General features: G+C 72.2%; 9 protein-coding genes. 5 read left to right on the top strand and 4 right to left on the bottom strand.

Features of this window, described 5'->3' with window-relative positions:
* Window positions 1-50: 50 nt before the first annotated feature.
* The 3 genes from lnt to LIV37_RS09650 form a co-directional block, all read right to left on the bottom strand.
* Window positions 51-1,901, bottom strand: a complete 1,851-nt coding sequence (gene lnt / locus LIV37_RS09640; protein ID WP_121825651.1) for an apolipoprotein N-acyltransferase — start codon at window positions 1,899-1,901, stop codon at window positions 51-53.
* 577 nt (window positions 1,902-2,478) lie between these two features.
* The gene (locus LIV37_RS09645) at window positions 2,479-4,026 is read right to left on the bottom strand and encodes an amidohydrolase (protein ID WP_243146467.1); all 1,548 of its coding nucleotides are present in this window, start codon (window positions 4,024-4,026) and stop codon (window positions 2,479-2,481) included.
* A 145-nt stretch (window positions 4,027-4,171) separates the two neighbouring features.
* Window positions 4,172-4,612: an Lrp/AsnC family transcriptional regulator gene (locus LIV37_RS09650; protein WP_020866923.1), complete on the bottom strand. Its 441-nt coding sequence runs from the start codon at window positions 4,610-4,612 to the stop codon at window positions 4,172-4,174.
* A gap of 239 nt (window positions 4,613-4,851) precedes the next feature.
* Between LIV37_RS09650 and LIV37_RS09655 the strand changes: the two genes are divergently transcribed.
* Window positions 4,852-5,217, top strand: a complete 366-nt coding sequence (locus LIV37_RS09655) for a hypothetical protein (protein ID WP_020866924.1) — start codon at window positions 4,852-4,854, stop codon at window positions 5,215-5,217.
* A gap of 49 nt (window positions 5,218-5,266) precedes the next feature.
* On the opposite strand, the gene LIV37_RS09660 is transcribed toward LIV37_RS09655, so the two are convergent.
* Window positions 5,267-6,439 (bottom strand): acyl-CoA dehydrogenase family protein, encoded by a 1,173-nt coding sequence (locus tag LIV37_RS09660; RefSeq protein ID WP_020866925.1) that lies wholly within the window; start codon window positions 6,437-6,439, stop codon window positions 5,267-5,269.
* A 383-nt stretch (window positions 6,440-6,822) separates the two neighbouring features.
* Between LIV37_RS09660 and LIV37_RS09665 the strand changes: the two genes are divergently transcribed.
* The 4 genes from LIV37_RS09665 (at window position 6,823) to adh (ending at window position 11,638) form a co-directional block, all read left to right on the top strand.
* Entirely contained in the window at window positions 6,823-8,088 is a 1,266-nt protein-coding gene (locus tag LIV37_RS09665; protein ID WP_020866926.1) for a glycoside hydrolase family 18 protein, read from the top strand.
* A 306-nt stretch (window positions 8,089-8,394) separates the two neighbouring features.
* Complete coding sequence (locus LIV37_RS51715; protein WP_020866927.1) at window positions 8,395-8,529, top strand: hypothetical protein; 135 nt, start codon at window positions 8,395-8,397, stop codon at window positions 8,527-8,529.
* 89 nt (window positions 8,530-8,618) lie between these two features.
* Entirely contained in the window at window positions 8,619-10,007 is a 1,389-nt protein-coding gene (locus LIV37_RS09670; protein WP_020866928.1) for a GAF domain-containing protein, read from the top strand.
* Window positions 10,008-10,114: 107 nt separating this feature from the next.
* Complete coding sequence (adh, locus tag LIV37_RS09675) at window positions 10,115-11,638, top strand: aldehyde dehydrogenase (RefSeq protein ID WP_020866929.1); 1,524 nt, start codon at window positions 10,115-10,117, stop codon at window positions 11,636-11,638.
* Window positions 11,639-11,756 lie beyond the last annotated feature (118 nt).

Genomic DNA, 11,756 nt, shown 5'->3' on the forward strand with positions numbered 1-11,756 from the left:
CTCGTCGGCCTTGGTGCCAGGCTCCTCGGCCTCGCGTGCGTCGCTCACGGCTACTGCCCCTTCTCGTCCGTACGTCCCCGACGGCCGATCATGATCGCGGCCGCGCAGGACAGAACGCCCACCATAGCGAGCACCCACTCGGGGGTCGCACCGACGCGGTCGGCCAGGGTCTTGCCGTCACGCAGCGGGATGCGCGCGGTGAGCACATCTTGCGTGAATTCTTTCGTCCGCTGCTCGATCGTGCCATCCGGGGCGACCACTGCGCTGATCCCGCTGGTGGCCGCGGTGATCACCGGCCGACCGTGTTCGATCGCCCTCAGCTTGGACATGACCAGCTGCTGCTCGGGCTGGCCGCTGCGTCCATAGGTGGCGTTGTTGGTCTGGACGACGATCGCCCGGGCGCCCGCGTTGACCGTGTCGCGCACGATCTCGTCGTAGGCGACCTCGAAGCAGATCACATCGCCGAGCCGCGCCGGGCCGACGTTCAGCACACCGGTGTGGTCGCCGGGGTAGAAGTCGCGCGGCACCCGCTGCAGCCGGGTGATGACCTTGCTGAGCTCCTGGCGGAAGGGGACGTACTCGCCGAAGGGCACCGGGTGCTGCTTGGTGTACGAGGCGCCGGGGCCGCTCTTCGGGTCCCAGACGATGCCCTGGTTCTCCACATAGCCCTGTTTGGTCGGATGGTCGACCAGGGCGCCGACCAGCACCGGAACGCCGATCGCCCGCACGGCCTCGTCAATCCGGGCGTATGCCTCCCGATACTGGAAGGGATCGAGGTCGGAGGCGTTTTCCGGCCATATGACGAGATCGGGCTTGGCGATCCGGCCCGCCTTGACGTCCTTAGCCAGGTTCAGGGTCGCCTTCACATGGTTGTCGAGGATCATCATCGGGCGGCCCAGGAAGTCCATACCGGGCTGCTGCACATTGCCCTGGACGACGGCGATGTCGACCGAGTCGTCGGCGGCGGTGGGGATGGGCACCGCGAATCCGGCGGCCGTCACGGCGGCCGCGACGGCCACGGCCCCGGCGGCGGGCAGGGCGCGGCGCGCCGAGAAGCCCCCGGCGCCGCGCAGCCGCCACAGGGTGAGCGCGGCACCCGCGAGCGCTCCGCCCGTCAGGGCGACGCCGAAGGTGACCAGCGGGGCGCCGCCCAGCGCGGCGAGCGGGGTGTAGGGCGAGCCGGTGTTGGCGAAGGCCAGCCGGCCCCACGGGAAGCCGCCGAAGGGCACCCGGTCGCGGGCCCACTCCTCGGCGACCCACAGACAGGCCGTCCACAGCGGCCACAGGGCCGGTACGGGCAGCCGGGAGACCAGGGCCAGGCCCGCGCCCATCAGCGCGAGGAAGGCCGCCTCGATGATGGACAGGCCCACCACCGCGTCCCAGCCCACCACGCTGAGCCACTTCAGCAGCAGCAGGAAGAACGGCACCCCGAAGGCGAAGCCCGTCCAGGCGCCCTGGCGGGCGGTCCGGCCGTGGGTGAGCAGGGCCAGGGCGGCGGCGGCCACCAGGGACAGCGGCCACACCCCGAACGGCGGGAAGGCGAGGCCGAGCGCGAGCCCGCTGATCACCGCGAGCGCGCTGCGCCGCGCCTCCCGGCGGGCCAGCAGGCCGAGGCGGCGCAGCCGACCGGGCCGCCGCCCCCCGGCGGACGGCGCGGAGGCGGTCCCCGGCCCGGTGGACGCGGTCCCGGACGCGGCGGACGCGGTCGCGCGGGGTTCGCCGCCCTCGACGGCGTCACGGCCCTCGACGGGATCAGGACCCCCCACAGCGTCACCGCCCTCGGCGCCATCGGCGCCCTCCGTGGGCGGCGTGGCGGCGGAGCCGGTCGTCCGCTGACCCGGTCGGTCTGCGTCCGGCCCGGTGGGGGCGGCTTCGGCGGTGGTGTCGGAACCCGATGGCACGGTGCGGCCTTCCTACAGGTCGTGCTGTGGTGAGGTGACCGTATAACGCGGGCGCGCGGAAGTGGTCCCGAGGTGCGGATTGTGACCTCGGGGTAGAGAAACGCTTCGGCCATGGCGGGGGTTCCCTCGCCCGGCGGCGGCCCCGCCCCCGCGTCGGGGGGCGGTCCGCCGGTGTGCGCGTGCGGAGTGGGGGCCCGACGCCCTTCGGGCCGACCTGGGACCCGCTGGCTGCGGATCGACCGAGAGCCGTTGTCTACTGAGCGTCCGGGCCCCTCCCGGGTCGCACCTGCCGACCCGGCGATCCCTCCCTCGCCCCCGTGCACTGGACCTGGCTCCCAGTGGTGGCGCACCGGGTGGCGCGTCTCCCTCTGGCCCAGCGGCGTTCGACGACTGCGTGAAGATTCCCCGGTCGGGCGTCCTGTGGTGGACGAGGCCGAACCTACCGGCCACCGACCGCACCCTGTCAACAGCCACATGACCTGCGCCGTTTCCCCAAATGACCAGGTCAGTACGGACGGTGTTCAGATGCCACGACAGGCCGGGGGCTCATCGTTCGGCGGTACGGGGCGCCCGCGCGTCACTCGTCCGGCCGGAGGTGGACGGTGCGTCCGCCCACCACCGTGCGCACGCAGACGGGCAGTTGACCGCCGGGAGTGAGGTCGGGGAGCCCGGGGGTGCCGGAGCGTGGGTCGGTGGACCATCCGGCGACCCGCGTGTCGGGCACCTGCACGATGAGCTCACCCGTCCGCCAGATCGCGTAGTCGGCGGGCGCGCCGGGCGCCAGGACGCCCGCGTCGTCCCGTCCGACGGCCCGCCAGCCGCCGCGGGTGTGGGCTGTGAAGGCGGCGCGGACGGAGATCCGGTGCTCCGGGGTGCGGTGGAAGGCGGCGGCGCGCACGGTGCCCCAGGGGTCGAGCGGGGTGACGGGGCTGTCGGAGCCGAGCGCCAGGGGCACTCCGGCGCGCAGCAGCGCCGCGTAGGGGTTGAGGGTGCGGGCCCGCCCGGGGCCGAGCCGCTGGGCGTACATGCCGTCCTCGCCGCCCCACAGGGCGTCGAAGGCGGGCTGGACGGAGGCGGTGAGGCCGAGGTCGGCGAAGGCCGCGATGGTCTCGGGGGTGAGCATCTCGGCGTGTTCGACACGGTGCCGCGCGGCGCGCACACGGGCCGGCCCGACCGTGTCGGCGGCGGCCCGTACGCCCTTCACGACGGCCGTGACGGCGGCGTCGCCGATGGCGTGGAAACCGGCCTGGATCCCGGCCTCGGTGCAGGCGGTGACGTGGGCGGCGACGGCCGCCGCGTCCAGGTAGGCGGTGCCGGAGTGCGGCGTGTCGGCGTAGGGCTGGTGGAGACACGCCGTGTGCGAGCCGAGCGCCCCGTCGACGAAGAGGTCGCCCGCCGCGCCGATGGCGCCGAGTTCGCGCACCTTGTCCAGGTCGGAGGCGCTGCTCGCGGCCTCGGCCCAGTAGCCGTACACCCGCGGCCCCGGCTCCCCGGCGGCGATCTCGAGCAGCCCGGTGAGGTCGTCCTCGGAGGAGATGTCGGGCCCGGCGCATTCATGGAGGGTGCCGATGCCGAGCGAGGCGGCGCGGGCGAGGGCGGCCCGCTGGGCGTCGGCGCGCTGCCGCTCGGTGATGACCTCGTGGGCGGCGGCGCGTACGGCGTGGTGGGCGGCGCCGGTCAGCGGCGTGTCGGGGTGGTACCCGGCCAGGTCCGACACGCCGGGCACGAGGTCCAGGAGCGCGGTGGTGACGACGGCGGAGTGCACATCGATGCGGGTGAGATAGAGGGGGCGGCCGCCGGTCGCCTGGTCCAGCTCGGCCCGGGAGGGCGGCCGCCCCTCGGGCCAGCGGGCGGCGTCCCAGCCGTGGCCGAGCAGCACCCGGTCGGCGGGGTGGGCGGCGGCGTGGGCGCGCACCCGCTCCAGCGCGTCGGGGAGCGTACGGGCGCCGGTGAGATCGAGTCCGGTGAGGGCGAGTCCGGTCGCGGTGGTGTGCACATGCGCATCGGTGAAGGCGGGCGTCACCAGTGCCCCGTCCAGCTGGATGACCTCGTCCACACCGTCCGCGAAGCCGTCCGCGGCCCCTTCGGAGCCGACCCAGGCGACGGTGCCCCGCTCGACGACCATCGCGGTCGCGAACGGATCGGCGGGGCTGTGGACCTCACCTCCGCGCAGCAGGACGGTACGGCCTTCGGGGGCCTGGGCGGGGGCGGGGTCGTTCACGGCGGGCTGCCTCGATGGGGGTATGCGACGAGGGGTGTCGGAAGGGCGTTCAGACGCGCGGCGGGCGCGCCTCGTAGGGCGTGGAGAGGACCACGGTGGTGCGGGTGGAGACACCGGCCAGCGAGCGGATCCGGCTGAGCAGGTGCTCCAGCTCCAGCGGGGTCGCGACGCGCACCTTGAGGATGTAGTTCTCATCGCCCGCGACGCTGTGGCACGCCTCGATCTCGGGCACCTCGGCGAGCCGCTCGGAGATGTCGTCGGGCGCGCTGGGGTCGAAGGGTTTGACCGAGATGAACGCGGTAAGGGGAAGCCCGACGGCCTCGGGGTCCACGACGGCGGCATAGCCGCGGATCACGCCACGCTGCTCGAGACGGCGTACCCGCTGGTGCACGGCCGATGTGGACAGGCCGGTGGCCTTGCCCAGGTCCGTGTAGCTCATCCGGCCGTCCTTGACGAGCAGCTCCACGATCTGTCTGTCCAACTCCTCCACAGCCGATCACCTTATGTGGTCGGGAGGGCTCCGGCACAACGGGTGGGCACCGGGTGGACACGGGGTGGACACAGCGGTCATAGGCGCCGCTACGCCGCACCTGCACCGGGCATGTGACGAACGCCACATGCCCTCATGGGTGTCCTATGAGATGCGGCGATTACCTATGCGGCCGCGAGGGAAATGCTTGCTGTGGTCGAGGCCGACGCGCCTGGCCAGCCCACCCGAGGGGGAAACTCATGCCTCATCTCGAGCGCCTCGACGCAGGCGACATCGATATCCACGAGATCCACGACACCTATGAGATGTTCCGGGTGATCTGCCCGGACTGCGCGCGTCCCATCGCGCTCCTCGCCGACGAGGACGTCCTTCCCGAGCACGCGCTGTGCTCGTCCCCGTGGGACCCGTTCGGGCTCACGGTCTGCGCCGGCACCGGCCGCCGGGTGGCCGACGCCGAGCCCGCCGACGCGTCGCTGGACGCGTTCGAGCGGGACGCCGCGCTGCTGCTGACGCTTCCGGCGGGCCTGGACTGGCGGACGCAGCCGTTCTCCCACCTCGGCGGCCCCGGCTCCCGGCCGGTGCGCTTCCCGGTGACACGGGGGTAGCGAAACGGCGGGGGCGCAACAAGCCGCACCCCCAACCGGAACACCGGCCTCAGCCGACCTCAGGTCCCGCGAGAGCGCGGGCGATGACCACCCGCTGGATCTGGTTGGTGCCCTCCACGATCTGGAGGACCTTCGCCTCGCGCATATAGCGCTCGACCGGGAAGTCCACCGTGTAGCCGTATCCGCCCAGCAGTTGGACGGCATCGGTGGTGATCCGCATCGCGGCGTCCGTGCAGAACAGCTTGGCCATCGCCGCCTGCTTGGAGAACGGCCGCCCCGCGTCCCGCAGCCGTGCCGCCGTCAGGTACAGGGCGCGCCCGGCCTCGATCTGCGTGGCCATGTCGGCGAGCATGAAGCGCAAGCCCTGGAAGTCGGCTATCGGCCGGCCGAACTGCCGCCGCTGCGCGGTGTACGCGAGCGCCTCGTCCAGCGCCGCCTGGGCGACGCCGACGGCGCAGGCCGCGATGCCGAGCCGGCCCGCGTCGAGGGCGGACAGGGCGATCGCGAACCCCTGGCCCTCCTCGCCGATGCGGCGGGCGTCGGGGACCCGCACCCCGTCGAGGTGGATCTGGGCGGTCGGCGAACCGGCCATGCCCATCTTGTGCTCGGGTGCGGCCGCCGAGAGCCCGGGGGTGTCGGCGGGCACGAGGAAGGCGCTGATGCCACGGGTGCGCTCGGGGCCGGTGCGGGCGAGCACGGTGTAGAAGTCGGCGATGCCGCCGTGGGTGATCCACGCCTTGGTGCCCTCGAGGATCCAGGTGTCCCCGTCGCGGGTGGCCCGGGTGGTGAGCCCGGCCGCGTCGGAGCCGGAGGAGGGCTCGGAGAGGCAGTACGCGCCGAGCAGTCCGCCGCCCAGCATCGCGGGAAGGTGCTCGGCCAGCTGCTCCTTGCTGCCGTAGCCGGCGAGGGCGTGGCAGGCCAGGGTGTGGACGCTGACGCCGAGGCCGACGGTCAGCCGCGCGGCGGCGAGCTCCTCGAGGACCTGGAGGTAGACCGCGTACGGCTGGTCGCCGCCGCCGAACTCCTCGGGGTGGACCAGCCCCAGCAGCCCGGACTCGGACAGCAGGGTGAACAGCTCGCGGGGGAAGCGCCCGGCGGCCTCCTCCTCGGCGGCCCGGGGCTTGATCTCCCGTTCGATCAGCTCGCGGACGAGCGAGATCAGGTCGCGGGCCTCTTCGGTGGGCAGCTCACGCTCCACCGGCTGTGGGCCGTGATCGTTCATGGCGGCGCTCTCCTCTCCCCTGGTCAGGCGCTGCGGCGGCGTACGCCGGGGTGAGGCGGCGCCACCGGTGATGCTGCCGCCGTCCGGTCGGCCCGTCGGATCGCGAGCGGTATGACCTGCACTGCGGCGGTTGGAGTATGCCCGATCCGGAGCCTTCCGGTACCGGTCGCCCGATCTTCAACCAAATTCGCACATGGGCACCCACCACCTTCCTCCACGCACTCCCACCAACGTCGCACGCATGGAGCAAATTGGCCCAGACCATTGACCCCACTGGTCTAGTCCTTCTACCTTTTCCCCACCCTGCCCTGCGCGTTCATGTCAAGCTATGGGCAGGTCGTCGGGCAGTTCACTCTCCCCTCACCCCCCACCGAGGAGATTCCATGCTCAGACCAGGCAGACTGTCCGCCGCGCTCGCGGCGATCTGTACGGCGGTGCTGACCGCCACTCTGCTCGCGGGCTCGGCAGCGGCCGGTGAACCCCGGAGCGCCGACATACCCCAGGCCACCTCCAAGGCCGCCAAGACCCCCACGACGAAGGCCGCCGGGAACAAGGTGGTCGGCTACTTCACCGAGTGGGGCATCTACCAGCGCAACTACCACGTCAAGAACGTCGAGACCTCGGGCTCGGCCGCCAAGCTCACCCACATCAACTACGCCTTCGGCAATGTCACCGGCGGCAAGTGCGCCATCGGCGACGCCTACGCCGACTACGACAAGGCGTACGACGCGGCGAGCAGCGTCGACGGCCAGGCCGACACCTGGGACGCGGGCGCCCTGCGCGGCAACTTCAACCAGCTGCGCAAGCTCAAGAAGCTCCACCCCGGTCTGAAGGTGCTGTGGTCCTTCGGCGGCTGGACCTGGTCCTCCGGGTTCACCGAGGCCGCCAAGAACCCCGCGGCCTTCGCCCAGTCCTGCTACGACCTGGTCGAGGACCCGCGCTGGGCGGATGTCTTCGACGGCATCGACATCGACTGGGAGTACCCCAACGCCTGCGGCCTCTCCTGCGACACCAGCGGTAAGGACGCCTTCAAGAACCTGATGTCCGCCGTGCGCGCCAAGTTCGGTTCGTCCAACCTGGTGACCGCGGCGATCACGGCCGACGCCTCCTCCGGCGGCAAGATCGAGGCCGCAGACTACGCGGGCGCCGCGAGTTACGTCGACTGGTACAACCCCATGACGTACGACTTCTTCGGCGCGTGGGCCGCACAGGGCCCCACCGCCCCGCACTCCCCGCTCAACTCCTACAACGGCATTCCGCAGCAGGGCTTCAACACCGACGCCGCCATCAGCAAGCTCAAGGGCCTCGGCATCCCGGCCTCGAAGCTCCTGCTGGGCATCGGCTTCTACGGACGCGGCTGGAGCGGTGTCACCCAGGACGCCCCCGGTGGCACGGCGACCGGCGCCGCACCCGGCACCTACGAGGCGGGCATCGAGGACTACAAGGTGCTCAAGGGCTCCTGCCCGGCGACCGGCACGGTCGCGGGCACGGCTTACGCGCACTGCGGCAACCAGTGGTGGAGCTATGACACCCCCGCCACCATCGCCGGGAAGATGAACTACAAGCAGCAGCAGGGCCTGGGCGGCACCTTCTTCTGGGAGCTCAGCGGCGACACCGCGAACGGTGAGCTGATCAAGTCCATCAGCTGACCCCACAGCAACGCCCCTGATCGACGCGGGCGGGGAGCCATCACCGGCTCCCCGCCCGCTTCGTCGTGCGCCCGCGCACAACCCGCCCATCGGTGTCAAGCGTTCAAGCGGCGCACGAGGGGGCGCGAGGAGCGTATGTGGAGAAGACCCCCCGGTAACGCCGCGAATCCCCTGTGAACGCGCTCTGTCCGGGGCTCGTACCTCAACGCGGCTTGTTCTGGCTATTGCGGGGCATCCGCCCCGCAAGGAAATCTGAGCGCACGGGTGGCCCGCTCCGCTCCGCGCGCGTGAACCAAAGGAACGATCATGAGCTCCGAGCAGTGCCCGAGCTGTGGCGGCCAACTCGCCGTGAACCAGGACGGGTGGAAGATCTGCCACTCCTGCGGCTATGCCTCCCCGCCCGCGGTCGTGCCCGCCCCCTCCCTGCCCGCGCATACCTGACCTGCCGACTCCTCCCGCCGCCCGATCCGTGAAAGCCTGAGACTCCGCACCTCCCCGTTCCGCCCCTCCGTACCGCTGAGCGAGGCACCATGGTCAATCCCTGGCTGGCGATGGCGTCAGGCACCGACCCCGCTGAGCGCACCCGCGACGTGCGCCGCGCCCATGAGGCGTTTCTGACGGAGGGCGCGGTGAGTCCGGCCGTACGGCCGGTGGTGGCGGAGTCCTGGCGGCGCTCGGCCGACGCCCGGGTCGCCCAGGAGTGCAAGGCGCCGATCGACCTGGCGGACGACGCGCTGGACACCTACCGCGCGGACCATCCGCTGGCCCGGGTGATGCCGCTGTTCCGGGAGTTGCTGGGCACCATCGCCTACGACGGGGCGCATCTGCTCGCGGTCTGCGACGAGCAGGGCCGGCTGCTGTGGGTGGAGGGGCACGCGGGGATACGGAACCGGGCCGAGGGGATGAACTTCGTGGCCGGGGCGCGCTGGGACGAGCGCCACGCGGGCACCAACGCGCCCGGGACGGCGCTCACCGTCGACCACGCGGTGCAGATCTTCGCCACCGAGCACTTCAACCGCAGTGTGCAGCCGTGGACCTGCGCCGCCGCCCCGCTCCACGACCCGCACACCGGGCGGCTGCTCGGCGCGGTGGACATCACCGGCGGGGACCATCTGGCCGCTCCGCACAGCCTCGCCCTGGTCCAGGCGACCGCCCGCGCCGCCGAGGCCCAGCTGGGCGCGGAGGTGCCGCGGACCCGCGAGCCGCGGATCTCGCTGACGGCGCTGGGGCGGGACGAGGCGCTGCTGGCCGTCGACGGGCGGCGGCTGCGGCTCGGGCGGCGGCACAGCGAGATCATGGTGCTGCTGGCCGGCCATCCGGAGGGTCTTTCGGGCGACCGGCTGACCCTCGAGCTGTACGGGCCCCGGGCCGACGACCGCTCCCCGGTGACGCTGCGGGCCGAGCTGTCCCGGCTGCGCCGCCTGGTGGGCCCGCTGCTGGGCTCGCGCCCGTACCGGCTCTGCGGACCCGTGCGCACCGATCTGGGGGACGCCGCCGAGGCGTTGACCTCCGGCGACGCGTACACGGCGCTGCGGGCGTACACCGGGCCGCTGCTGCCGCTGTCGGAGGCGCCGGGGGTGTGCCGGATGCGGCAGGTGCTGGAGGACGGGCTGCGGCGCGCCGTGCTGTCCCACGGCGATCCTGAGCTGCTGCGGCGCTGGGCGCAGACACCGTGGGGCGAGGACGATCTGGAGGTCGCGGAGACGCTGCTGACCACCCTTCCGGCGCATGCGCCCGGGCGGGCGGCGCCGGCGGCGCGGGTGCGGCGGCTGCGGGAGCTGTACGGGCTGCCGGGCGGTGCCCACCAGGGCGGCCACGAGGGCGAAGCGCCGCGCCGCCAAGGCGGTCATGAGCACGGTGCCCCGCGGCAAGGGGGCGGCCACCGGGACGCAACGTCCCCGCAACGTGGCCGTGCCTAGCCTCCCCGTCGGCTCCGCCCGTGTCGGCGCGGGCGGAGCCTGGACGCGCCCCCGAACGACGCGTCCGGCAACGGGACCCACCACGCGTACACCAGGGAGGCCGCCCCATGACGCGTTTCGCAAGCCCCGGCTCCGAGGGCTCGGTCGTCACGTACCAGCCGCGCTATGACCACTGGATCGGCGGGGAGTACGTACCACCGGCCCAGGGCCGCTACTTCGAGAACCCCACCCCCGTCAACGGACAGGCCTTCACCGAGATCGCCCGGGGCACCGCCGAGGACGTCGAGCGAGCCCTGGACGCCGCCCACGCGGCCGCCCCCGCCTGGGGCCGTACGGCGCCCGCCGAGCGCGCCTCGGTGCTGCTGAAGATCGCCGATCGGATGGAGCAGAACCTGGAGGCCCTCGCGGTCGCCGAGAGCTGGGAGAACGGCAAGCCGGTACGGGAGACACTGGCCGCCGACATCCCGCTCGCCATCGACCACTTCCGCTACTTCGCGGGGGCCATCCGGGCCCAGGAGGGCAGCCTCTCCGAGATCGACCACGACACGATCGCGTACCACTTCCATGAGCCGCTGGGCGTGGTCGCCCAGATCATCCCGTGGAACTTCCCGATCCTGATGGCCACCTGGAAGCTGGCCCCGGCGCTGGCCGCGGGGAACGCGGTGGTGCTGAAACCGGCCGAACAGACCCCCGCCTCGATCCACGTCTGGATGAACCTGGTGGCCGATCTGCTGCCACCGGGTGTGGTCAACATCGTCAACGGCTTCGGCGTGGAGGCCGGGAAGCCGCTGGCGTCCAACTCCCGGGTGGCCAAGGTCGCCTTCACCGGGGAGACCACCACCGGCCGCCTGATCATGCAGTACGCGAGCGAGAACCTGATCCCGGTCACCCTGGAACTCGGCGGCAAGAGCCCGAACATCTTCTTCGACGATGTCTCGGCCACCGACGACGACTTCATGGACAAGGCCCTGGAAGGGTTCACCATGTTCGCCCTCAACCAGGGCGAGGTGTGCACCTGTCCCTCGCGCGCCCTGGTCCAGGGCGGCCACTACCAGGCGTTCATGGACGCGGCCGTGGCCCGCACGGAGAAGATCACGCAAGGACATCCGCTGGACACCGACACCATGATCGGCGCCCAGGCGTCCAACGACCAGCTCGAGAAGATCCTGTCGTACCTGGACATCGGCCGCCAGGAGGGCGCCCGCGTCCTCACCGGCGGCAGCCGCGCCGAACTCGGCGGTGAACTGGAGGGCGGCTACTACGTCGAGCCCACGATCTTCGAGGGCAACAACCGGATGCGGGTCTTCCAGGAGGAGATCTTCGGACCGGTGGTCGCGGTGACGCGGTTCGGCGACTTCGACGACGCGATCGGGATCGCCAACGACACCCTCTACGGGCTGGGCGCGGGAGTGTGGACCCGGGACGGCTCGACCGCGTACCGCGCCGGGCGCGCCATCCAGGCGGGCCGGGTGTGGACCAACTGCTACCACGCCTACCCGGCGCACGCCGCCTTCGGCGGCTACAAGCAGTCCGGGATCGGCCGCGAGACCCACAAGATGATGCTGGACCACTACCAGCAGACGAAAAACCTGCTCGTGTCGTACTCGCCGAAGAAGCTCGGCTTCTTCTGAGCACCGCGACAGGGCGTCTGACCAGGGAAAATGCCCGTCAGGCGCCCTGTCGGCGCGCGATCTGGGCCGCGAGTCGAAACACGCCCTTCTCAGCCCGTCAAGGTGCCCGGTGTGGTGG

The sequence above is a fragment of the Streptomyces rapamycinicus NRRL 5491 genome, assembly GCF_024298965.1.
Classification (GTDB): domain Bacteria; phylum Actinomycetota; class Actinomycetes; order Streptomycetales; family Streptomycetaceae; genus Streptomyces; species Streptomyces rapamycinicus.

Bases quoted from the DNA above. Each gene is read 5' to 3' on its own strand.
- adh (WP_020866929.1), top strand. From the start codon at position 10,115: ATGACGCGTTTCGCAAGCCCCGGCTCCGAGGGCTCGGTCGTCACGTAC.
- LIV37_RS09660 (WP_020866925.1), bottom strand. From the start codon at position 6,439: ATGAACGATCACGGCCCACAGCCGGTGGAGCGTGAGCTGCCCACCGAA.
- LIV37_RS09645 (WP_243146467.1), bottom strand. From the start codon at position 4,026: ATGGTCGTCGAGCGGGGCACCGTCGCCTGGGTCGGCTCCGAAGGGGCC.
- LIV37_RS09665 (WP_020866926.1), top strand. From the start codon at position 6,823: ATGCTCAGACCAGGCAGACTGTCCGCCGCGCTCGCGGCGATCTGTACG.
- LIV37_RS51715 (WP_020866927.1), top strand. From the start codon at position 8,395: ATGAGCTCCGAGCAGTGCCCGAGCTGTGGCGGCCAACTCGCCGTGAAC.
- LIV37_RS09670 (WP_020866928.1), top strand. From the start codon at position 8,619: ATGGTCAATCCCTGGCTGGCGATGGCGTCAGGCACCGACCCCGCTGAG.
- LIV37_RS09655 (WP_020866924.1), top strand. From the start codon at position 4,852: ATGCCTCATCTCGAGCGCCTCGACGCAGGCGACATCGATATCCACGAG.